Consider the following 21,815-nt stretch of genomic DNA (forward strand, 5'->3'; position numbering starts at 1 on the left):
TGATCGACTGCATGGGCAGGTGCCCCCACCGAATCCTCTACCTGACGACTTCACCGTCGGTCCAACTTCGTTGTCGCAAAGTTGCGTTGGCCCAACTTCAGTGGCAAGGGGTCCGTCTTCGCTGTCACAGGTCAGCGTTGCAGTCGCTACGAGCTTCGGTGGGCGTTGTTGTTGGTACGTCGAGTGGCTTCCTTCGGGCCATCCGGACGCCAGCTAACGGGGATGGCCGCCGTTCTGGCCAATTTGACCTGAACCCGCACGGAGGCGGAACGGGGGCAGCGTCCGGGCGCTGCCCCCGTAGGGCCTGTCCGATCAGCGCCGCTCAGCGCCTCGCTCGGCGCAGCCAGCCCAGTGCCCCGCGGGGATCGGGCAGCTTCGCCGGGCCGTCGGCGTCCTGGCCGCTGCTGTGGGGCTGCACGTCCTTCAGACGCGCGTCCCAGGGGCCGTCCGCCGCGGACAGATAGACGAGGAGCGGCCCCTCGGGCAGTGGCAAGGTCTCCCTGCGCGCGCCGATCTCGCTGACAACGGACCCTCCGGGCTTCGGAAGCGTGGTGGGGTCCGTGTGCCCCGCCAGTCTGTAGAGGTGGCCGATGAAATTGCTGTCGCCCTTGTAGTGGAAGGTGACGTCGGCCGTACCTCCGGTGTGCAGCAGGACGTCGGGGCCCCAGCTCTCCAGCCGGTCCTTCGACAGGCGTCGGGCCTCCGCCAGCGGCAGGATCCGTACCTGCCAGGATCCGCTCGCCTCCAGCCGCAGGCGCAGCCGCCCGTGCTCGGGGACGGAGGTGATCACCCGTCCCCGGAAGTCCTTCTCCGTGGTGCTGACGAGATAACGCCCCTTGGCGTTGGCCTCGTCGAGGGGCCACAGACCCGTGTAACCGTCCCCCTTCAGGGTCAGTTCGACCATGACGGGGCCGTGCGGGAGATCCTTCACGGTGATCACGTCGTTGTCCCGGCCGGTGACGGTGCGCGGCTTGAAGACGGGCCCGCACGTCCAGGCCGACGGGTCGGGCTTCGGCGCGGGCGGGGAGGACGCCGTCAGGGGTGCCTGGTCCGCTGCCTCGGCTCTGGCCTGCTTCTGGGCCAGAGCCAGGGCCCGGATCTGCTCCGGGGTCATGTCCAGGATCTGGTCCCGGGTGAGGCGCAGGCCCTGAGCCGGGGCCTCGGCCGGGGCGGCGGGCGGGGCCTGGGCCTCGGCCGGGGCGGGCGGGGTGGCGGGCGGGGCGGGCGTCGGGATCCGTTCCAGGACCTCCTGCGGATCCTCGTCCACGTCCACCCCGTGGTCCACCGCAAGGCCCGTCAGCCCGTCTACGTACCCCTGGCCGACCGCGCGGAACTTCCAGCCGCCGGACCGGCGGTACAGCTCCGCGAGGACCATCGCCGTCTCGCCGCCCGCGTCGGTCACCTCGTACCCCACGACCGTCGCGCCGTCCGGCCCGAAGACCTCCACGGACAGCCCGCGCACGTCCCGCAGCGCGCCCTCCTCCGTCGACGCGACGACGAGGACGCGGGTGATCTCCTCCTCGACCGAGGTGAGGCCTGTCTCCAGGCACACCGTGCCGTCCTCGCCGGCGAACAGCCGTACCGCGCCCGACGGGTGCGCCGGAGCGCCGTCGAACACGATGTCGGCGTCCCCCCGGACCCTGCCCTGTTCCGTCACGAGCAGCGCCGCGACGTCGACGCCGTTCCGGACGGCGACGCGCAGTGCCGCCGTCGGGACGAAGGCGTTGTCTCCCTTTATCAATCCCCTGAGCATGAACGGATCTTGCGCACGACGGGGGGACATAAGCAAGGCCTCGGGTGCGGACACCCGGGGCCTTGCGAAGGGGAACACGATGAATTCCCGCAGAGCTACCCCGGCGCCGCCGGATATGAAGACTTCTCGCGTCTCCGGGCAGGAGCCGATGCCGGACCGGACTACGTGCCTCACCACCCGAACGCCGGCTGGGCTCTACATGCAGTACACGGTCTCATGCATGTAGCCCTCGCGGGCCTGGCCGCGACGGCGGGCCTTGGTCCGGGCGCCCTTCGCCTTCACTGAAGTGACCGCCTACGGGGCAGGCGTTCCAGGGGCAAGTGTTGGACAGGGTCCCCTCGACGAGGCGATCGGGTCTTCCGCCGCATCGCCTGGCCAAGTCGTATGAGCGGCTACCCTGGCGCCGGTGAGCAGCGAGCACATATACGCCGACCGCTTCCTGGGCGAGTACCGGGAGTTGAAGCACGGCCGCCCGGACGGACCATCCCTGCACGCCTGCGTGCGCAGCAAGGGCGATCCGCACGAAGAGGACCTTGTGGGCTACCTGCGTGCCGGCCGGGTGCTTGCCGCGAGTGGATCAGCCGTCTACGACGTTCTCAGCCCGACGAACGAGCTGATAGACGGTCTCCATCTGCTCACGGATGGTACGTGGTTCTGGCACACGGACCTCGCCCACTACGTCGAGCGATACCACGTGCCGGTGGATGCGCGATTTGTCGAGCACGCACGCCTCCGTGGATGGTCGCCACCACAACTGAGCCAAGCCGAGATGCTCCGGATCGGAGACGCCTTCTTCCCCGACGACGAGGAGTGAGAGCCGCGCAATGAGGCTCCCAGATTGACGCCTACGTCGACGTCTCCACCCTCAAGATGGGAAGCGATATCGACAATGGACCGTTCATCGATATCAGATGACGACGACACGTGCGCGTACTGCTCCATCTACGTACGGCACGTGTACTCAGAGTCCATTCGTGAGTTCTTCGACCGTAACCTGCCCGCACTGACGGTCGTGGCCGCCCACAACGACTACGAGGATGGCCCCAGAGGCACGGCGGCGTTCCTGCTGTGGCCGACCGTCCTGGAGTGCGAAGCCGTCGAGGGTGCCGCGCCGCAGGACGTCGTGACAGCAGTGCGCGAAATCCGTCAGGAGCTATGGGGACGCCGGATTCTGGCCGTCGCCGCCTGCGATTTCGAGGACGAACTGCCAGATCCGCCGACAACGCTCGTCACGGTCTGAACCCCGCTGACACCTTGTAGCCACTGTCCTGGCGGGAGCCCCCGCCAGGACAGTGGCATACGCGCCGCCGCTGGCGTGGTTCAGGCCGTTCATGCGGACTCACGCTTCGAACCTGTCCAAGCGAACGCGGGGAGGCCGGTGACCGATGTTGTCTGAAACGGCTTGCCGTCCTCTTTGATGGGAGACGTGCCCGATTCATCGCCGCTCGCCCAGGCCAGCTCGGCCCACCACGTGCAGTGGCAGCCGGCCGGGTCCACTGTCACCACCAGGATTTCTGGGTCCGCAGCCGTCACTGTGTAGGGAAAGTTCAGCGGCTCGCGCCGCTCCCCTTCCTTGCGCGCCACGGCCGGCTTCCACTGGGGCGGCCGCGCGTTGAGTTTGACTTCCGCGCTGCGAAAGACGGACGCCGACAAGCACTGGCCCTCGGGGATGTAGATGCCTGCGAGCGGTGGTTTCCTCTCCTCAACATGGAACGTCAGATCCGTGAGCACAATGGCCTCGTCCGACTTGCCGTTGACCGTGATGATCATTTCAAGTGGTCCGGCTGGGACACCTCCGAAGGCGGCTGGGTCCTCGTCCCACGTCTTCCCTCCACGTACCTCACCCTGCCCTGGCGGCGTGTTGGCAGACTTGCTGTCCGGATCCCACGGGAAAACCCACCCGCTCCCGTCGCAGCTGTACCCATCCTGCTTGCCGAACCCCTGTGCCACATCGACATGGACAGTGGGGCCGGGGGTTCGTACGGTCATGCCAAGCGTGTTGCCGATGGCTCGCGTCGCCTCCTCCACTCCCTGCGTGGCCCAGTAGGTCAGAGCCGCCGTGACGACGATGCCTAGCCCAGCCATGGCCAGGGCCTCGAGCAATGAAGCGCGAAGCCAACCGACGGTCGGGCTCGTCCGATGGCCAAGGCGAGACCTGCCGGCGCTGACCGTGCACCCCTCGGCGCTCACCGAAGCCGACCGTCACGAGTTGCGTGCCTTCCGTTCCGCTGCCAGCGGCGGAACAGCCCATAGACCGGGGGAGCGCGGAAGACCTGCCGGCTCTCCAACTACCTGACACGTCGGCAGATCCACCACCATCCTGAACGGCATCTCCGAACCCCTGTCGCCCCTCTCCGCCATCCTCTTCGGCATCGACTACGCCAGGGCAACGGACCACGTGACCCGGAAACTTCCGCCGCTCTGCCCGCTCACCACCCTGCGCGCGGACTCCGCGGCTCCCGCGGACAGCACTGCCGATGCCCCTCAACAGCCGGCGCCCTTTATGAGGATGGTGGACGGTAGTCCGGAGCTGGGTCTGCTGGAGGCTGGTACCACCGCCGCCTCGATCACAGGAACGCATCACCCCGGCCCCTGGCGTTCGCAGTCGGTTTCGGCATCGATGCCAGCAGGCCGAAATTCGCCCCCAAAAGATCGGCGATGGGCGCCACACCAGCTGGGTTATTCAACCTTCTTTCATATCCGAAGGGCCAAAGCGGCCTGGCCAGAGGGTGACGCTCGCATGGTGAGACAGCTTGACGCGGACACACAGGAACCACTTAGGTGTGGCTTACCTAACCCCGAATGGGAAAGAAACCAGCCATGCCAAGACCTGCCCTGCGCCCCCTCCTCCTCGCCCTCCCCGTCGGACTCCTCCTGACCGCCTGCGGCAGCACCGCGGGGGACACCCCCGACAAAGCGCCCGCACAGCAGGGCGTGCCCGCCGGCGTGGTGGAGCAGTACTCGGTGCTGGAGAAGGAGATCGCCGAGCGAGGCGGACAGACGACGGTCGGCGACTACCGCGTCGGGTTCATCGTCGAGGCGGCCGAACCCTGGTTCCAGGGCGAGCACGGTGCCCACGGCAAGCTCGTCAACCGCGAACCGGTCAAGGGTGAGACGCACCACATCGAGATCATCCCGATGGAGGCCGCAACCGGCCGCATCGTCCCCGATGTGCCGATCAGGCTCGAAGTCGTCGACACCTCCGGCAAGGTCATCCAGGCGCAGGACCTGAACTTCTACCACGCCACCTTCTTCCACTACGCCAACAACTTCTCCATCCCCAAGGCGGGCACGTACACGCTGCGCGCCACGCTGCAGCCTCCGACCTTCCTGCGACACGGTTCGAGTGACGAGAAGCCGCCGCTCAGTGCGCCCGTCACCGTCACCTTCCCGAACGTGGCGCTGAAGAACGAGAACTGATCCATGGAACTCGTCACCGACCGGGTTTCCGCTGCTTCGATCCGGACTCACCGGAAGGGATCGGAGCAGGCGGTACGCCCAACCCCTGTGTGGCTGCTCGCCGCGCTGGGCGTGCTGAGCTCCGCCGTCATATCCGGAGCCTGCTGGATGTCCGGCCACGTCCATGCCGACGCCACCCTGCAGACCGCGGCCCGCTTCTTCCACGTGGCCGCGCTGATCGTCGGCCTCGGATCCGTCCTCGCCGTCGACTGGTTCGCCGTCCTGTGGCTCCTCGGCCGCCGTCGGCTGTCCGACATCCTCAGCACCGCCTGCACCCTGCAGGTCCCGATCTGGCTCGGCCTCGCCGGGCTCGTCGTCACCGGCCTCTTCCTCCGCCCGAACCTGCAGTCACCGCTCACCCTCCTGAAACTCGGCCTCGTGCTCGCCGTCACCGTGAACGGCCTGTACGCGCACTGGCTCGGCCAGCGCCTGGAGCGGTGCCAGGACGAGGAGGTGCCCCGGCGCCTCCTCGTCCAGTCGGGGGTGGCCGCCGCTGTCAGCCAGACCGGCTGGTGGGGAGCGACCTTGATCGGCTACCTCAACAGCCAGTCCTGAATGGATCCGCTGCGGCTCTTCCACTCGCGGAGGCGATGGACGCCCTTACCTCACCGAAGGGCCTTGAGCAGATCCGGCGCCCAGTACGCAGCGGCCGCGGTGTCCTGGCGGTCGGCGGCCGCGCGCAGCGTGCGCAGGAGGGTGTCGATCCGCTCGGCGTCCGCCGGGGCCATGCTCGAGCGGGCGCGGGACCAGGTGAGTTCGAGGGCGGTGATGTCGCCCGCGACCGCGCCTTGGTCGGCGGCCCGCGCGTCGGCGGCCAACTGGCGGGCCCAGAGTTCCATCCGGGCCGACTCGACCGCCGGGAGCGGCTCGTACCGCATGTGCAGGTCGAGGTCGTTCTGGGCGACCCGCAGGAGCGCTCCGCGCGTCAGCTCGGCGTCGCGGGCCTTCACAGCGCCGGCGAGGGAGTCGAGGTCGCGGTTCATCTGACGGGCCAGCAGCTCAGGTACGCGGTCCGAGGTCCGGTACGCGTCCCAGGCCGCCCGGATGTTCTGCACCGACCCTTCGGACACCGCCCCCGCGCGGACCGCGTCCGAGAGCGCGGTCAGCCGTTCCGGCACCGGGCCCGGCGTGGCGTCCGTGGGGACGGCCAGGGACACCGCCTCAAGGTCGCCGCCCGGGCTGCCCGTGGAGAACTCCCCGTACCCCGGAGCGAAGACCTTCTCCTCACGGCTGCCGTCCATGTGCAGCTCGCTCACCGTCATCGCGCCCTCCACCGGTCCGTAGGGGCCGGCGACGTTCTGGTCCACGGCCTTGACCGTGACCTCCTCGAAGACGACCTCGGGCACGTTCTCGGGGCGGTACACGTCCCCGAGGCTCGGCCGCGCGGGCATGATCATCGCGGCCGGGGCGCCGGACCGGCCCGCCATCCAGGTGCCCTCGGTGTCGGCCACCACCCCGTCCTCGTAGTTGAATACGTCTTCGCCGAGGTACCAGACCGAACCGTCGTCGGCCTGCGCGAACCAGTCGAGCGCGACCTCCTTGATCCGCCCGTCCGAGAACGCCGCGTACTGCAGCGTCCGCACCGCCACTTTCTCGCCGTCCACCGTGATCGTCCGGCCGTCGGGGGGCAGCAGGGAGAACTCGGTCCGGAACGGCTTGCCGTCCACCTGGCCGTCGTAGATCACCTGCTGGACCTCGGAGCTGGGATGGAGGGGGTTGGTGATCCGGGTGGGATGGGTGAAGACGGGCCTGGTCGTGTCCACCCGGTCCTTCTCGGGCGCCAGCGGCAGGCACCGATCCGTCTTCCCGCCCGTGGCCGGGTCCACGATCCGTACGCAGTCGGTACGGGGCGAGGGGGACGCCGCCGTGCAGGCGCCGAGGCTCGCCACCAGGGTCACGGTCACCGCGGCCGCCAGGTTCCTGTTCATGACCGCCTCCTTCGGGCTCGTACCCCTCACGCTGGCACCCCGGCCCTGAAGAGACCCTGAACCACTCTGAACTCCCGTTCAGGGAAGGCACACCTCGAACCGCGCCCCGCCAAGCCCCGGACTCGTCGCGACCGCCGCCGTACCCCCGTGCGCCGCCACCAGCTCCGCCACGATCGCGAGGCCGAGTCCGCTCCCGCCCGCCTCCTCGCCTGACCGGGCGCGCGCCTCCTCGAGCCGTACGAACCTCTCGAAGACCCGCTCCCGGTCGGCCTCCGGCACCCCCGGCCCGTCGTCCTCCACCCCCAGCACGATCTCCCCGCCGGCCGAGCGCGCGAGGTCGAAGGAGACCCGGGAGCGGGCGTGCCGGGCCGCGTTCTCGCCGAGATTGCGCAGCACCCGACGCAGGGCCTGGGCGTCGGCCTCCACCCGTACGGGAGTCACCGCGGCCGTGTCGATCCGCAGTTCGGGCACCTCCGTGCGCAGTCGGCGGGCCTCGTCGAGGACCAGGTCGTCCAGGTCCACGGGGGACGGGTGCGGGTGCAGCGCGTCCTCGTCGGCCCTGGCGAGGAGAAGGAGATCGTCGACGAGCCGCTGCATCCGCAGGTCCTCGGCGAGGACGGTGCGTGCGAGGGTCTCAAGGGGCGCGCGGTCCGGGTGGGCGTGCGCGAGTTCGGCGTACTGGCGGATGGTGGCCACGGGGGAGCGCAGCTCGTGGGAGGCGTCGGAGACGAAGCGGCGCTGGGCGGTCTGCGCGCGTTCGAGGCGGTCGAGCATTCGGTTCATGGTGGCGGCGAGGCGAGCGATCTCGTCGCGGGAGTCCGGCTGCGGGACGCGGCGGTGCAGGGCGGTCGAGGAGATCGCGTCGACCTCGGAGCGGATCGCCGCGACCGGGGCGAGGGCGCGGCCCACCGCCGCCCAGGTCGCCCCGGCGGTCAGCAGGAGCAGCAGGGGCAGGCCGACGGCCAGCAGCACGGTGACGATGCGGCTCGCCTCCGCGACCGCGACGAGCGCCCGGCCGACCACGACCGTCTGCTCAGCGCCGCCGGGGGCCGCCGCCACGGCCGTCACCACCAGGAACTCGTCCTCGTCCAGCGGGGTGACGATACGGAACTCGCCGTCCCGGCCGGCGGCGGCCAGGGCGGGCAGCTCCTCGACGTTCGGGCTGGCGGCGACCACCCGGCCCGCGCCGTCCAGGACCTGGACGAACTGCTCGTCGGGATCGGACACGGGCAGTGCCGGCACTCCGCGCCCCGCCTCGACGACGGTGGCCACCTGCTCGGCCCTCGCCCGGGCCGCCTGCCGTACGTCGTCGGTCAGTTCGGCCCGTAGCAGGGCGACCAGGGCCACCGCGCCGGCCACCAGACCGACCGCGACGACGAGGACGGCCGCGACCGTCGACCGGAACCGGACGCTCCTGGCCGCCATCGGTCACCCGCCGTCGCCGGCCAGCCGGTAGCCGAAGCCCCGTACTGTCTCGATCGACGCCCGCCCGAAGGGCCGGTCGAGCTTGTTGCGCAGGTGGCCGACGTACACCTCGACGATGTTCGGGTCGCCTTCGAAGTCGTCGTCCCACACATGCGCCAGGATCTCCCGCTTGGACACCGTCTCGCCGCGCCGTCGCAGCAGGTACTCGAGCAGGGCCAGCTCGCGGGCGGTGAGCTCGACCCGTACCCCGCCCCGCGCGACCTCCTTGGCCGCCGGGTCCAACCGCAGATCCCCCGCGGTGAGCGCGGGGGGCCGCTCGCGCGGTTCGCGGCGCAGCAGCGCCCGCAGCCGGGCGAGGAGCACGGCGTACGAGAAGGGCTTGGTGAGGTAGTCGTCCGCGCCGGTGTCCAGGCCCTCCACCTCGTCCCACTCGCCCTCCTTGGCGGTGAGCATGAGGATCGGCGTCCAGTTGCCCTCGGCGCGCAGCGCCGCGCAGACCCGGTATCCGTTCAGGCCGGGCAGCATGATGTCCAGCACGATGGCGTCGTACGGGTTCTCCCGCGCCCGCCACAGGCCGTCGGTGCCGTCGTACGCCACGTCGACCGCGAAGCCCTCGGCCTCCAGGCCGCTGCGCAGCCCGTCGCAGAAGCGCTTCTCGTCGTCGACGACCAGAACCCGCATACCTCGATTGTGGTCCCTGTCGGCTGAAAATGGGCTGAACGCCCCGGGCTGTCCCACGCCTGGCGCCAGGATCGCTCCCTGGACTCGGCGGGCGCGGAATGCTCCGGCCGCTCCGCCGATCAGCCTGCGGCCGGCTCCCTGCGCCGCACGGGTCCTTCCGCGACATCGGCCTGCTGCTCGAGAAGGTCAGGCGTTGGTCACGAGGTCCGCGGTAGGACCGCAGGCGGTGAGTCTGCCGGTGTCCAGGAGGTACACCGTGTCGGTGTAGGCGGCGACCAGGCGCAGTTCGTGGGAGACCATGACGATGGTCATGGCGCGTTCCACGCGCAGGCGGGCCAAGAGGTCCATGACGGTGGCCGCGGTCTCCGGGTCGAGCGCCGAGGTGATTTCGTCGCAGAGGAGGAAGTCGGGGTCGGTGGCGAGGGCTCGGGCGATGGAGACGCGCTGCCGCTGGCCGCCGGAGAGTTCGCTCGGGTAGCGATCGGCGAAGTCGGCCGGGAGTTCGACCTGGCGGAGCAGCTCGGCGATCTGCCCCGCGACGCGCTGTCGCGGAATCGCGCTGTGCAGGCGCAGCGGGCGGGCCAGTGCGGCGCCGACGGTGCGGGACGGATTCAGCGCGTCCAACGGGTTCTGCGGCACGAGTTGGATCCGCCGTTGATGCTCACGCAGGCGCTTGCGGGCCATGAACGACAGCGGGTCGCCGTCGAGAGCGAGCGTGCCCGAGTCCGCCGGCTGGAGTCCGGCCAGCACGCGGAGCAGGGTGGTCTTGCCCGAGCCGGAAGGGCCGACGATTCCGGTGGCGGAGCCGGGGGCGGCGTTGAAGTCCACCCTGTCGAGAGCCTGGTGGTGGCCCGCCCGGTGGGCGAAGGTGACACTGACGCCCTTCGCACCCAGCCCTTCACCGTCCGCCTTGACGGTCGACGCCGTGGGCCGGGCGCCGGGTCCGGCAGCCCCCTGTGACGGCACGTGCGCCAGTTCGGGCGCGGTGAGGTGTACGACGTGGTCGGCGCAGGCCTTGACGAGTTCGGGGTCGTGGCAAGCCATGACGACGGCCAGGCCGCGGGTGGCGGCCAGGTCCCGCAGGAGCTCGGCGATCTCGTCGCGCAGGGCGGGGTCGAGGCCGGCGGTGGGTTCGTCGAGGAGCAGGATCTCGGGGGTTCGGGCGAGGGCCCGGGCGAGGGCGACGCGGCGTTGCTGGCCGCCGGATATCGCGGTGGGGCGGCGGTCGGGCAGGCCGTCGTCGACGGGGAGGCGGCATTCGCGCAGCAGGCCGAGTACGGCCTCGTCACTCGGGTCGGCGGCGGTCTCGGCAACGATGCGCCGGATCTTCATGCGGGGGTTGAGGGCGGAACCGGGGTCCTGGCCGACGTAGGCGATGCGGGTGCGGCGCAGTTGGCGCAGTTCCTCAGGCTCGAGGGCGTCCGGTCGGTGGCCCAGGACGTCCAGGGTGCCGGCGGTGACGGCCGCCCCGTCGGGGAGGTGTCCGATGAGTGCGCGGAGCAGTGTGGTCTTGCCGGAGCCGGAGGGTCCGGTCAGGGCCGTGATCTGTCCGGGCCGGACGGTCAAGGAGGTCGGGCGGAGCAGGATCGGCCCTGCGGGGATGCGAATTTCGAGACCGGTGGCGGAGGCCACTGGTGCGCCGGCGGCCGGAGTGGACCGGGTGGCCGTTGCGCGTGCGGTGTCGCTCACGAGGTGGTCACCGCCTTGGGTGCGGAGCGGGAGGCGAGAGAGGAGGAGGCCAGGTTGAAGCTGATGGCGAGGATGGCGATGGCCAGACTCGGGGCGAGGACGCCCCAGGGGTTGAGGAGGATGCCGGGCGCGTTCTCCCTGATCATCAGGGCCCAGTCGGCGGCCGGGGGTTGCGGGCCGATCTGGAGGAAGCCGGCCATGGAAATGACGTACACAGCCTCCACGAACCGCAGTCCGAACAGGGCGAGAACCGTGGCACGCAGGTTGGGCAGCAGTTCCCGCAGCGCGATGTAGGAGGGGCGCTCGCCCCGCGCGATGGCGGCCTCGACGTAGCCGGCGGAGGCCATGGGCGCCGCCGCGGAGGCCACGATGCGGACCGCGTAGGGGGTACCGAGGACGATGGCCGCAGCGATGACGGCCCAGCGCCCGCCGCCCGGCCAGGCCAGGGCGATGAGCATGATCCCGAGGACTGGCGGCAGCAGGATGAGGACGTCGGCAGTGCGCTCGATCGTCCGGCCCAGCCGAGGGCGCAGGACGGCGAGACAGCCGAGCACGGTGGCGATTCCCGTGACCACGACGGCAATCAGGAGGGCTCCCGCGATCAGGGCGGTGCCGCCGTGGAGCAGTCTGCTCAGCACATCACGTCCGAGTTGATCCCCTCCCAGCAACGCTCCGTCGCCGGCGGCGGCGTAGGGCGCGGTGACGGGGGTGTCGAGGGGGTGGGTGGCGAGCCACGGGCCGGTCAGGGCCAGGACGACGAGGAGCAGCCCGGGTGCCACGCGGCGCAGGGTCCGGGCCCTGGTGCGGGCGGATCGGGTGCGGCCGACCGGGACGGTGACGGGGGTGGCTGTCTTGGCGGCGCTCATGGGCGTCCTCCCAGGATGCGGGCGCGCAGCAGGTCGGCGGCCAGGAGGACGACGCTGATGGCGGCTCCGGCGCAGGCGACGACTCCGGCGATCAGGGGTGTGTCGCGGCTGCTGACGGCGGAGGCCAGGACGGAGCCGATTCCTGGGTAGTTGAAGATTGTCTCCACGACGACCGCGCCGCCGAGCAGCATGCCGGTCGAGGTGGCGATGCCGGTGGCGATGGCGGGCATCGCGCCGGGCAGCGCGTGGCGGAGTACGACGTGGTGGACGGGCAGTCCGTCGAGGTGGGCGGCTTCGACGTGCGGGGTGCGGGCCTGGTCGGTGAGCGCGCCGCGGACGATGCGGGTGTTCCATCCGGTCTGCGGGATGACCAAGGCGATGACCGGCATGACCAGCATCGTCCAGTCGGCGAGGGAGCCGTCGGCACTGGTGAGGGTGACGGCAGGCAGCCAGCCGGTCCACAGGGACAGCACCAGCAACAGGGCCACCGAAACGACGAACTCGGGTATCGCGAACGCCGCGGTGGAGGTGTGACCGATGATCCGGTCGATGAGGTGGCCCGGTCGGGTTGCGGCCCAGCACCCCAGCACGAGAGAGGCGATGACGGTCAGCACGAAGGCCGTGCCGCCGAGGATGAGGGTGTTGGGGAGGGGGTCGGCGAGCAGGTCAGTGACCTTCTGTCCGCGGGCGCTGGTGCCGAGGTCGCCGGTGGGCAGGGCCGACATCCAGTCGGCGAAGCGTTCCCAGACCGGCCGGTCGAGGCCGAGCAGGTGGCGGCGGGCCTCGACGTCGGCGGCGCTGTCGCCGCGTTCCGAGCTGGCGCTCGCGGCGTCTCCGGGGAGCAGTTCGACGGCGGCGAATACAGCGGCGAGCAGGATGACGAGCATGACAGCCCGGCGGGCCACGGCGGCCGCCAGGCGCAGGACGATGCGGCGCGGCGCGGTGGCCGCCCCCGTCGTGACGGGGGAGGCCACCGCGGGCTGCTGAGCCGTGGGGCTCAACTCAGCCACGCGTTCTCGAGCTGGACACGGCCGTAACCGGGCAGTGTGGGCAGGCCCTTGACCTTGGCGGCAGCGAGGTCGATGCCGTCGGCCATACCCCACAGCAGGTAGCCGGACCGCTCGTACTCGATCTGCTGGAGCTCCTTGAGGGCAGCGGTGCGCTCCTTCTCGTCCGCGGTGGCGATGGCCTTGCGGTAGGCGGCGTCGAAGCCGGGGTCGGCCCAGCCTGCCTCGTTCTGGCCGGCCTCGCTGGCCATGGTCTTGGAGGCGAAGAAGACGACCGAGTCGTTGGTCCCCCAGTAGGTGGTGTAGAAGTCGCCGGTCTTCCAGGTCTTGTCCCAGAAGGCGCCGGACTCCTGCTTGACCACCTCGACCTTGATGCCGGCCTCGCGGGCCTGGTTGGCGAAGAGGGTCGCGGACTCGGCCAGCCCGGAGATGTCCTCGGTGGTCACCAGGGAGTAGGTCTTCGAGAGGTCGAACTTGGCTTCGGCGAGCAGCTTCTTGGCCTTCTCCAGGTCCCGCTTACGCTGGGGGATGTCCTTGGCGAAGGCGGGGTCACCGGTGCCCAGGATGTCGTTGGCGACGGTCCCGTAGCCGGAGAGGACCTGCTTGACCATCGCCTCGCGGTCGACGACCAGCCGCATCGCCTCGCGCACGCGCGCGTCGGCGAAGGGGCTGCCGGCTGCGGCGCGCATGACGATGGGCATCGCCATGTCATTGGGACGGCGCAGGACTTGGATGTCCTTGCGGGCCTCGGCAGTGCGTGCCGCGACGGCGCCGACGTTGGAAGCGACGTCGATCTGCCCGGCGAGCAGGGCGTTCGCCATGGCCTGCGGGGTCTCGAACATGGTGACCTCGATGGCGTCGAGGTGCACGGTGCCGCCGTACCACTTGTCGTTCCTGACCAGGCGCGCGTTGCCGTTCCGGTACCAGTCGAGCTTGAACGGGCCGGTGCCGGGGGCCTTGTCGAGGGCCTTGTCGGGAGTGTCCTTCTTCATGACGAAGGTGGTGAGCCGCGTCAGGAGGGGGAAGTCGGCGTTGGCGTAGTCCGACACGATGACGACGGTGTCCGCGCCCTCCGCCTTGATGCTCTCCGCGCTCTTGACTCCCGGCAGACGGGAGGCGCCTGACGGGGTGTTGCGCAGTCGACGGAGCGACCAGACGACGTCCTCCGCGGTGACCGGGGTTCCGTCGTGGAAGGCCGCACCCTTGGCGATCTTGAACTTCCAGGTCTTCAGGTTGGCCGAGGGCTCCCAGGAAGCAGCCAGGCGGGGCACGGTGTTGGACGTGGCGCCGGGCATGGCCAGGGTGTCGAAGACGAGCGCGATGACCAGGTAGTCACTCTCATTGGCCTGGGTGCCGTGGGGGTCGCGGGTGATGGCGCCGGCACGTCCCAGGGCCCCGATGCGCAGCGTCCCACCACTCTTGGGCTTGGTGTCGCCTGCGGTCGTCTTGTCAGCAGCAGTGTCGCCGCTTCCCGAGGAGCAAGCGGCGAGCAGGGCTGCCGTGCCTATCGCTCCGCCGGCCCACAGCACTTGGCGCCTGTTGAAGTTCACTTACGTCCTCGATCCACTGAAGCAACGGGGATAGTGCTTAGGGTTGCCTACCCTAATGACAACCATTACCGCAAGCCGTCGCCCACGGTAGGGCGCATGTCCGAATCTCATCCCCACATGACCGGCGAGTAAGGTTTGCCTTACCTAAGTTTGATGTTACGGTTCGGTCGCTCGCCGGTTCCGCAGACATGACAGGACGTCAACTACCCGTCACATCTCGCCAGTTACGCACTCCGGCCCGCCCGGCCGCGGGAGACCGTACCCCAGAACCGGGATTCCCCTGCCATCCGACGAAACGGATCTCTTCGCCATGAGCACGGCAGCTGCACCCGTCCGCGAGCTCGACGCCCAGACCGTGGGTGAACTCCTCCAGGCCGCGGAGAAAATCCTCGCCGAGTTCGGTACCTCTGCCACAAGTCCCCAACTCCTGACGCGCGTTGCCGATGTCGCCGGGGACTTCAGCGAGACCTTGCGCCTGCACTGCCGCCCCGTCGACACCGCCGACGGCCTGTTCGTCCTGCGTGGCCTCGACGTCGACGACGAGGCCATCGGCTCCACGCCGTCCAGCTGGGCCACCGCCGGTGACAGCGGCGCCGTCTACGACATCGCCCTCCTTCTTTTAGCCACCGTGATGGGCAACCCCATCGCCTGGGAAGGCCAGCAGAACGGGCGCTTCGTACACAACATCGTCCCTTCCCCCGGCCACGAGACCGAACAGACCGGCGCCAGCAGCACGGTGCTTCTCAGTCCGCACACCGAGGACGCCTTCCACCCCGGCCGCGCGCACCTGCTGATGCTCGGCTGCATGCGCAACCACGACAACATCGCCACCACCGCCGCCAGCATCCGCAAGACCCAACTCGCCGACGCCGACGTCGACCTCCTCCTCCGCCCGACCCTGCCGATCCTCCCCGACGACGCGTACGAGGAGGCCCAGGGCTACACCGACGAGGCCCCGCCCGCGGTGCCGACCTTGTTCGCCGGCGACGACGGCTTGACGCTGCGCTTCGACCCCGCGTACACCCCGCTGGACGACGCCGACGAGGCCTACCGCTCCGCCTACGGACGCCTCTCCGACGAACTGGCCCGGGTCTCGGTCGCGGTCAGCCTCAACCCGGGCGAGATCCTGGTCGTCGACAACGACCTCGTCGTCCACGGCAGGGTCCCCTTCCAGGCCCGCTACGACGGCACCGACCGCTGGCTCAAGCGCGCCTCCGTCCGTGTACCCGACCGCGGCACCCGCCCCGAGGCCGAAGCGAACGAGCACGGCTACGGCCAGAGCGCCCTCGAAGCACACGCGAGCTGACCACCCGCCCCGCACCCGGAGGAAGACCACCATGACCGACACCTCGGCCGCCCACGCCAACGCCGCCATATCCGGCGACGACAAGCACCTGCGCATCCTGTCCACCACCGACCTCGCCGGGATCGACATATCCCTGGCCGACGTGGTGGCCACCGTGGAAGGCGCCTACCGCACCCTCCAGGCCGGCCAGTCCGACAACCCCCGGAAGCTGACCGTCAAGCCGCAGGACGGCCACTCGGTCTCCTACGCGATGCTCGGCCGCGACGGCTCCCGCAACGTCGTCGCCATCAAGACCTCCTACAAGCACGGACTCGACAAGGGCCGCGAGGAACAGCACTACTACACGGCGCTGACGATCTACGACGACGTCACCGGCCTGCCCGTCGCGATGATGGACTGCTCCCGCATCGGCTCCCTGCGCACCCCTGCCGTCTCCGCGCTGCTGGCCCGCGAACTCGCTGCCCCCGGCGCCCGCAGCGCCCTGGTCATCGGTACGGGCACCCAGGGGCGGCTCGCGCTGCCGTTCCTGCTCACCACTCTGCCGGACCTGGACCGGCTGATGCTGTCCGGGTCCCACCCCGAGGGCATCGCCGCCGTCCGCGAGCAGTTGCGCACGTACTTCCCGGACCGGGACCTCGAGATCGTCACCGACCTGCGGGCCGCCGCCGCGGACGCCGACGTCATCGTCGCCACCGCAGGCGGCCACACCCAGGCCGCGGTGGAGGCCTCCTGGCTGAAGCCCGGCGCGCTGTCGATCCTGGTCGGCCATGGGCTGGCGCCCTCCACCCTGCATCAGGCGGACCGCGTCATCGCCACCAGCGAGGCGCAGATGAACGTGACCGGCACGGACATGGCCGACGCCGAGGGTAAACTCCCGGCCGTCGACTCCGAGTTCCCGCCCGTCCTCGCGGGCGAGAGCACCGGACGCACCGATGCCGCCGAGCGGATCTTCGCCTACAACAGCGGCCTGGTCGTCACCGACATCGCTCTCGGCCACCGCTTCGCCCAGCTCGCCCTCGCGCAGGGCCTGGGCACCGAGGTCGCGCTGTGGCAGTGAGCACCCGTCCCCTGCCCACCCTGCCGGTGCTGCCCGACGCCGCCACCGAGCAGGTTCTGGCCGGCGGCCTTCTTCCAGAGCTGGCCTACGCGTTCGGCGGCCCCTTCCACTTCGTGCTGCCCGACGCGTTCGACACCAACCTGCGCGCCATGCAGGACGCGCTCGCCGCGGCCGGAGTCGACGGCTTCGTGTACTTCGCGAAGAAGGCCAACAAGGCCGCACTCTTCGTCGAACGCGCAGCCGCGGGTGGGGCCGGTGTGGACGTCGCATCCGCGGCCGAGCTGCGTGAGGCCCTCGGCCACGGGGTACGGGGCGAGCACCTCGTCGTCACCGGCCCGGCCAAGGACCCGGCCCTGCTCCATCTGGCCGTCCAGCACGGGGCACTGATCGCCGTGGACGCCCTCGACGAACTCGACGCCCTTGTCACCATCGCCCTGACCGGCCGCATCCGGTCCGCCCGGGTCCTGTTGCGTGTCCTGCCGCCCGCCCAGCCGCACAGCCGTTTCGGGCTCGACGAGGCGGAGCAGGCCACCGCGATGGAACGGTGCGTCCAGGCCGGTGACGCGGTCCGGATGGAGGGGTTCAGCTTCCACCTCTCGGGATACGCCCTCCAGCCACGGGCCGACCTCGCCGCCCGTCTGGTCGAGTTGTGCCTCAAGGCGCGGGTCCACGGGCTGGAGGCCTCGCGCATCAGCATCGGCGGCGGCCTGCCCATCAGTTACACCGACGCCGACAGCTGGCACACCTTCCTCGCCGAGCAGAACAGCGGCCACTACCACGCAGGCAAGACGTTCCACACCGGAGACTTCTACCCGTACTACTCCCCAGCCTCCGGCTCCGACGCCCTGGCCGGACTCCTGGCCACCCGACCCGAAGGCCACGAACTGCCTCTGTCCTCGGTCCTCAAGGACGCGGGCGTCACCCTGCTCCTGGAACCCGGCAGGGCCCTGCTCCACCAGGCCGGCGCCACGGTCTTCCGGATCCAAGGGGTCAAGGACCGCGACGGATACCAGATCCTGACCGTGGACGGGACGAGCCTGAGCCTGTCCGAGCAGTGGTTCAACAGCGAGTACCTGCCCGACCCGATCCTCGTCTCCCAGGACGCCGACGGTGAGACGGGTACGTTCCCGGCGAGCGTCGGGGCGGCGACCTGCCTGGAATCGGACATGCTCACCTGGCGGAAGATCCCCTTCCCTCACCGCCCCCGCACCGGTGACCTGCTCGTCTACCCGAACACGGCCGGCTACCAGATGGACTCCAACGAGTCCCCCTTCCACGACCTGGCCCTGCCGCCCAAGGTCGTCATCGACCACACCGACCGTCCGCGCCCGCGCTGGCGCCTGGACCGCCACTTCACCTGACGCACAGAGCCCGCACACACCCGCTGCCTGCCACCTCCCACAACCTTCTGGAGTTACCGATGCCCGGAGCCCTTCAGCGCCCCGCCGTGGTCTCCCGCGTATCCGATCTCATCGGCTACACCCCCCTGCTCGAACTCGCCTCCACCGAGACCGGCAGCCGCCTGCTGCTGAAGCTGGAGATGTTCAACCCCACCGGCACCGCGAAGATCCGTATGGCCAGGGCCATGATCGACGCCGCCGAGGAGGCCGGCGAGCTGCGCCCCGGCGGCCGGATCATCGAATCGACCTCGGGCAACACGGGCCTGGGCCTCGCCGTCGTCGCCGCCGAACGGGGCTACACCTTCACCGCCGTCGTCGACAACCACGCCTGCGTCGACAAGCTCCGCGGGATGAAGGCACTCGGTACCGAACTCGTCTACGTCGTCGACGACGGCACCGAGGAACTCGCCACCGCCGCCCGCGAGGAACTCGCCGAGGACATGGCCCGCGGCCAGGACAACACCATCTTCACCGAGCAGCACAACAACCCTGCCAACGGCGTCGGTTACTTCCCCGTCGCGCACGAACTCCACGAGGCACTCGACGGCAAGATCGACGTACTCATCGGCGCGGTGGGCACCGGCGGCGCCCTCTGCGGCACGAGCCGCGAACTGACCAAGCTCATGTCCGGCTTCACAGTCATAGGCGTCGAGCCCAAGGGCTCCATCGCCTTCGGCGGCCCCGCCCACGACTACTACCAGTCCGGCACCGGCACGCCCGAAGGCGCCGAGATCGGCGCCCTTGTCGACTTCGACCTCATCGACGAAGGCGTCAAGGTCGGCGACGTCGAAGCCTTCGCCACCTGCCGGGCCGTCGCCCGCACCGGGCTCCTCATCGGAGGCTCCGCCGGCGGAGTCGTCTACGAGGCCCTGACCCGGCTGCCCACCCTCCCCCCGGGCACGACTATGGTCGCCCTCGTCAACGACGGCGGGGAAAAGTACATGGACACCGTCTTCAACGACGACTGGATGCAGGACCGCGATCTCCTCAACCCCGAGGCCGAGCGGGAAATCGACGAGCTACTCACCAAACTCCGCGGGAACCGATAGACCCATGCTGACCACTCTCCTCCGCGACAGCCGCGCCCTCGGGGTCCTGGCGGTGCCCTTGATTCTCACCCAGCTCGCACAGGTGGCTCTGACCACCACAGACACGGTGATGATGGGTTTCCTCGGCACCACGGAGCTTGCCGCCGGCGGCCTGGCCATCGTCATCTTCAACCAGCTCCGCACCATGGGCGTAGGCCTCGTCACCTCCGTCGGCAACCAGATAGCCGCCGCGGCCGCCCGCGCGGAACGGGCCGCCGAAGACGGCAACGACGGTCCCGGAGGAGAGACAGCCGGCGAAGAAGTCCGCGGCATCGTCCGCGCCAGCCTGGCCGTCGCCACCCTCGCCGGCATCGCCGGGGCCCTCCTGATGATCCTCATCGGCCAGGCCCTCACCTGGCTCGGCCAGGACGCCGACGTCGTCGAACTGACCCAGACCATGCTCCTTGCGCTGGCCCCCGGCCTGCTGCCCTGCCTCTGGTTCCAGGCCATCCGCCAGTTCACCGTCGGCATGCGCCGCCCCCAAGCACTGCTCCAGATCACCATCGCGTCCGTCGCGGTCAACGCCGGCCTCAACTGGGTCCTCATCCACGGCACCTTCGGCCTGCCCCGCCTCGGTCTCACCGGCGTCGGCGTCGCCACGTCCAGCGTCTACCTGCTGTCCTTCCTCGCCCTCTACTTCTCCGCGAAGAAGGACAAGGAGCTGGCACCGCTCCTCACCCTGGACATCACCAAGGCCGACGCGGCCACCGTCAAGCGACTCGTCGGACTCGGCGTACCGATCGCCGCCACGTACGGCTCCGAAGCCGGCTTCTTCTCCGTCACCGCCCTGATGGCGGGCTCCTTCGGCCCCGACGCCCTCGCCGCGCACACGGCCGTCAACCAGCTCGTCTACATCGTCTTCCAGGTCGCCGTCGGACTCTCCCACGCAGCCTCCATCAACGTCAGCCGCGAACTCGCCCTCGGCAACCACGACGACGCCCGCCGCCTCAAGAACACCGCCCTCGCCTGCGCCGCCGCCGTCATGGCCGTCGTCGGACTGCTCTACCTGACGATCCCGAAACTGGTCCTCGCGCCCTTCCTCGACTCCGGCTCCGACCAGGCCGTGACCATCGCCACCCACCTCCTGATCGTCACCGCCTTCCTCCAGTTCTTCGACTGCGCCCAGAACATCGGCGTCGGACTCCTGCGCGGCCTCGACGACACCACGAGCGGCTTCCGCATCACCCTCATCGGCTACTGGGCCGTCGGCCTTCCCGCCTCCTGGCTCCTCGCCTACGCCCTTGACCTGGACACCCTCGGAATCTGGCTCGGCCTCCTCACCGGACTCGCCACCACTGCCGCCCTTCTCCTGCGTCGCTACTCCCAGTCCCTGACGCGGCACGAGAAGGCGCATTCCGCCGCCATCGTCGCGTAACCAGGTTTGCCGTTCTCACCCAGCCAGTGATCCACTCCCTGGGGCCGGCCTGCCCGCAGGCCGGCCCCACCTGCACAATGAGTTCGGAGACGGCGAAGCCCGGCGAGAGGCAGTGGCGTTGAAGAACCCGGCACCAGAAGAAGAGGACGAGCGTCAAGCCTGGGCAGAGCGCGTGATCGTCCAGCTCACCGCCTCGGACGACCTTGACCAGACTCTGACCAGAGCGATCCATGGACATCAGGACCTGACCGCCGAGACCAACCTGCGGCGCGCCAACGCCCTCCACGCAGCAGCCATGGGCCTCGGCCCCGCAGGATGCGCAGCCGCAGCCGGCATATCGGAATCCCTCCTCCCCAGCTGGCGAAAGGACCCCGCCTTCGATGTCGCCATCACTTCGGCCACGGCGTTGGCCGACGCCCATCACGTTGCACCGCGAGGACAGATCAACGGCTTCGGCCTTCGCCTGCTCCTGCGATCCGACTGCTTGGTCTACATAGACGGGACCCAGGCTCCCGCGACCGGCCACAACGCCCGTTAGCGACTGCCGAACGGACGCAGCCAATCAGCCGCCCCGTCCATCGGACCGGAAGCGGCGCCGCGCTGCTGGTTTCCGAGCCGTACGAGAGTTGGGGGCCACTTGCAGTCAGACTTCTCGGTGCTACGGGCCGTCAGCAGCCGCGGCGCCCGCCCTTGCGAGATGGGCTCACAAGTCCTCGGCCACGGTGTCACCGGGGGACAGGGCCGCCCTTCTTCTGCGGTACGCCACCACCCCGCACACCGCGAGGAGGAGGACGGCCACGGCGGCCACCCCTAGGGCCGTCCGCTCGGCGAAGAGCCTTCCCAGCACTTCGAGCACGCCGAGCCCAGCGGTCGCGTAGATCAGCGCCCAGGCCGCTCCGCCCAGGAACAGGGCGGGAAGGTAGCGCGGCAACGGCATGCGCATGCTGCCCGCGAGGAAGTTGGCGGCGGTCTGGAAACCAACGGTCAGGAAGGAGACGGCCACCACCGGCGCGCCCCACCGCTGGATTGCCCGCTCGGCACGTCGGAACTTCGCCGAGGAGATCCGCTCGGCGAACCGGCTGCGTCGGGCACCGGCACCGGCGAGCCACCCGACCGCGAACGTCCCTCCGGCGCGGAGCAGGACGATGACATACAGGGCTCCCGCCGTGAGCGCGATCTTATCCACGACGCCTCGTTCCGAGCCCGGGGCCGGAACCCGGAACACGCGTGG

Annotated in this window: 20 protein-coding genes; 10 read left to right on the forward strand and 10 right to left on the reverse strand. The window is 69.9% G+C overall.

All coding sequences use genetic code 11. From position 1 onward, the window contains the following. Positions 1 to 322 precede the first annotated feature (322 nt). Positions 323 to 1,741: a TerD family protein gene (locus ABZ939_RS12620; RefSeq protein ID WP_361852518.1), complete on the reverse strand. Its 1,419-nt coding sequence runs from the start codon at positions 1,739 to 1,741 to the stop codon at positions 323 to 325. A 418-nt stretch (positions 1,742 to 2,159) separates the two neighbouring features. On the opposite strand from ABZ939_RS12620, the gene ABZ939_RS12625 reads away from it, so the two are divergent. Together ABZ939_RS12625 and ABZ939_RS12630 are read left to right on the forward strand one after the other, a co-directional pair. Continuing rightward, positions 2,160 to 2,567 carry a hypothetical protein gene (locus ABZ939_RS12625; protein ID WP_361852521.1) on the forward strand — a complete coding sequence of 136 codons (408 nt, stop codon included), beginning with the start codon at positions 2,160 to 2,162 and terminating at the stop codon, positions 2,565 to 2,567. Positions 2,568 to 2,708: 141 nt separating this feature from the next. Next, positions 2,709 to 2,993, forward strand: a complete 285-nt coding sequence (locus ABZ939_RS12630) for a hypothetical protein (protein ID WP_361852523.1) — start codon at positions 2,709 to 2,711, stop codon at positions 2,991 to 2,993. A gap of 89 nt (positions 2,994 to 3,082) precedes the next feature. On the opposite strand, the gene ABZ939_RS12635 is transcribed toward ABZ939_RS12630, so the two are convergent. Continuing rightward, entirely contained in the window at positions 3,083 to 3,523 is a 441-nt protein-coding gene (locus ABZ939_RS12635; protein WP_361852526.1) for a hypothetical protein, read from the reverse strand. A gap of 1,050 nt (positions 3,524 to 4,573) precedes the next feature. On the opposite strand from ABZ939_RS12635, the gene ABZ939_RS12640 reads away from it, so the two are divergent. Then, positions 4,574 to 5,173, forward strand: coding sequence for an iron transporter (locus tag ABZ939_RS12640; protein WP_361852529.1), 600 nt, complete (start codon positions 4,574 to 4,576; stop codon positions 5,171 to 5,173). An 87-nt stretch (positions 5,174 to 5,260) separates the two neighbouring features. After that, complete coding sequence (locus ABZ939_RS12645) at positions 5,261 to 5,767, forward strand: hypothetical protein (RefSeq protein ID WP_361852532.1); 507 nt, start codon at positions 5,261 to 5,263, stop codon at positions 5,765 to 5,767. 50 nt (positions 5,768 to 5,817) lie between these two features. On the opposite strand, the gene ABZ939_RS12650 is transcribed toward ABZ939_RS12645, so the two are convergent. From ABZ939_RS12650 to ABZ939_RS12680, 7 genes are all read right to left on the reverse strand, one after another. After that, positions 5,818 to 7,140, reverse strand: a complete 1,323-nt coding sequence (locus ABZ939_RS12650; protein WP_361852535.1) for a hypothetical protein — start codon at positions 7,138 to 7,140, stop codon at positions 5,818 to 5,820. A gap of 78 nt (positions 7,141 to 7,218) precedes the next feature. After that, the gene (locus tag ABZ939_RS12655) at positions 7,219 to 8,565 is read right to left on the reverse strand and encodes a HAMP domain-containing sensor histidine kinase (protein WP_361852538.1); all 1,347 of its coding nucleotides are present in this window, start codon (positions 8,563 to 8,565) and stop codon (positions 7,219 to 7,221) included. A 3-nt stretch (positions 8,566 to 8,568) separates the two neighbouring features. Continuing rightward, entirely contained in the window at positions 8,569 to 9,246 is a 678-nt protein-coding gene (locus tag ABZ939_RS12660) for a response regulator transcription factor (protein WP_361852541.1), read from the reverse strand. 186 nt (positions 9,247 to 9,432) lie between these two features. Next, positions 9,433 to 10,935, reverse strand: coding sequence for an ATP-binding cassette domain-containing protein (locus ABZ939_RS12665; protein WP_361852544.1), 1,503 nt, complete (start codon positions 10,933 to 10,935; stop codon positions 9,433 to 9,435). Beyond that, complete coding sequence (locus ABZ939_RS12670; protein ID WP_361852546.1) at positions 10,932 to 11,801, reverse strand: ABC transporter permease; 870 nt, start codon at positions 11,799 to 11,801, stop codon at positions 10,932 to 10,934. The genes ABZ939_RS12665 and ABZ939_RS12670 overlap by 4 nt, the downstream gene beginning before the upstream one ends. Further along, positions 11,798 to 12,811 carry an ABC transporter permease gene (locus ABZ939_RS12675; RefSeq protein ID WP_361852548.1) on the reverse strand — a complete coding sequence of 338 codons (1,014 nt, stop codon included), beginning with the start codon at positions 12,809 to 12,811 and terminating at the stop codon, positions 11,798 to 11,800. Before ABZ939_RS12675 ends, ABZ939_RS12670 begins: the two co-directional genes overlap by 4 nt. After that, entirely contained in the window at positions 12,799 to 14,358 is a 1,560-nt protein-coding gene (locus ABZ939_RS12680; RefSeq protein ID WP_361852550.1) for an ABC transporter substrate-binding protein, read from the reverse strand. Before ABZ939_RS12680 ends, ABZ939_RS12675 begins: the two co-directional genes overlap by 13 nt. A gap of 310 nt (positions 14,359 to 14,668) precedes the next feature. On the opposite strand from ABZ939_RS12680, the gene ABZ939_RS12685 reads away from it, so the two are divergent. From ABZ939_RS12685 to ABZ939_RS12710, 6 genes are all read left to right on the forward strand, one after another. Further along, positions 14,669 to 15,664, forward strand: coding sequence for a TauD/TfdA family dioxygenase (locus tag ABZ939_RS12685; protein ID WP_361852553.1), 996 nt, complete (start codon positions 14,669 to 14,671; stop codon positions 15,662 to 15,664). Between the two features lie 31 nt (positions 15,665 to 15,695). Continuing rightward, positions 15,696 to 16,721, forward strand: coding sequence for an ornithine cyclodeaminase family protein (locus ABZ939_RS12690; RefSeq protein WP_361852555.1), 1,026 nt, complete (start codon positions 15,696 to 15,698; stop codon positions 16,719 to 16,721). Further along, positions 16,712 to 18,082 carry a Y4yA family PLP-dependent enzyme gene (locus ABZ939_RS12695; RefSeq protein WP_361852558.1) on the forward strand — a complete coding sequence of 457 codons (1,371 nt, stop codon included), beginning with the start codon at positions 16,712 to 16,714 and terminating at the stop codon, positions 18,080 to 18,082. Before ABZ939_RS12690 ends, ABZ939_RS12695 begins: the two co-directional genes overlap by 10 nt. Before the next feature lie 59 nt (positions 18,083 to 18,141). Beyond that, a complete protein-coding gene (locus ABZ939_RS12700) occupies positions 18,142 to 19,170 on the forward strand; it encodes a cysteine synthase family protein (protein WP_361852561.1) in 1,029 nt (342 codons plus the stop codon). Between the two features lie 4 nt (positions 19,171 to 19,174). After that, positions 19,175 to 20,584 (forward strand): MATE family efflux transporter, encoded by a 1,410-nt coding sequence (locus tag ABZ939_RS12705; protein ID WP_361852564.1) that lies wholly within the window; start codon positions 19,175 to 19,177, stop codon positions 20,582 to 20,584. 112 nt (positions 20,585 to 20,696) lie between these two features. Next, positions 20,697 to 21,122 (forward strand): hypothetical protein, encoded by a 426-nt coding sequence (locus tag ABZ939_RS12710; RefSeq protein WP_361852567.1) that lies wholly within the window; start codon positions 20,697 to 20,699, stop codon positions 21,120 to 21,122. A 165-nt stretch (positions 21,123 to 21,287) separates the two neighbouring features. Here ABZ939_RS12710 and ABZ939_RS12715 read toward each other — a convergent pair whose 3' ends face one another. Next, complete coding sequence (locus ABZ939_RS12715; protein WP_361852570.1) at positions 21,288 to 21,770, reverse strand: VTT domain-containing protein; 483 nt, start codon at positions 21,768 to 21,770, stop codon at positions 21,288 to 21,290. Positions 21,771 to 21,815 lie beyond the last annotated feature (45 nt).

It is taken from the genome of Streptomyces sp. NPDC046712 (genome assembly GCF_040645695.1).
Taxonomy (GTDB): domain Bacteria; phylum Actinomycetota; class Actinomycetes; order Streptomycetales; family Streptomycetaceae; genus Streptomyces.

What these genes read in the sequence shown, in the direction of transcription:
- ABZ939_RS12635 (WP_361852526.1), bottom strand. Translation starts at nt 3,523, where the DNA reads ATGATCATCACGGTCAACGGCAAGTCGGACGAGGCCATTGTGCTCACG.
- ABZ939_RS12640 (WP_361852529.1), top strand. Translation starts at nt 4,574, where the DNA reads ATGCCAAGACCTGCCCTGCGCCCCCTCCTCCTCGCCCTCCCCGTCGGA.
- ABZ939_RS12650 (WP_361852535.1), bottom strand. Translation starts at nt 7,140, where the DNA reads ATGAACAGGAACCTGGCGGCCGCGGTGACCGTGACCCTGGTGGCGAGC.
- ABZ939_RS12655 (WP_361852538.1), bottom strand. Translation starts at nt 8,565, where the DNA reads ATGGCGGCCAGGAGCGTCCGGTTCCGGTCGACGGTCGCGGCCGTCCTC.
- ABZ939_RS12660 (WP_361852541.1), bottom strand. Translation starts at nt 9,246, where the DNA reads ATGCGGGTTCTGGTCGTCGACGACGAGAAGCGCTTCTGCGACGGGCTG.
- ABZ939_RS12670 (WP_361852546.1), bottom strand. Translation starts at nt 11,801, where the DNA reads ATGAGCGCCGCCAAGACAGCCACCCCCGTCACCGTCCCGGTCGGCCGC.
- ABZ939_RS12685 (WP_361852553.1), top strand. Translation starts at nt 14,669, where the DNA reads ATGAGCACGGCAGCTGCACCCGTCCGCGAGCTCGACGCCCAGACCGTG.
- ABZ939_RS12690 (WP_361852555.1), top strand. Translation starts at nt 15,696, where the DNA reads ATGACCGACACCTCGGCCGCCCACGCCAACGCCGCCATATCCGGCGAC.
- ABZ939_RS12700 (WP_361852561.1), top strand. Translation starts at nt 18,142, where the DNA reads ATGCCCGGAGCCCTTCAGCGCCCCGCCGTGGTCTCCCGCGTATCCGAT.
- ABZ939_RS12705 (WP_361852564.1), top strand. Translation starts at nt 19,175, where the DNA reads ATGCTGACCACTCTCCTCCGCGACAGCCGCGCCCTCGGGGTCCTGGCG.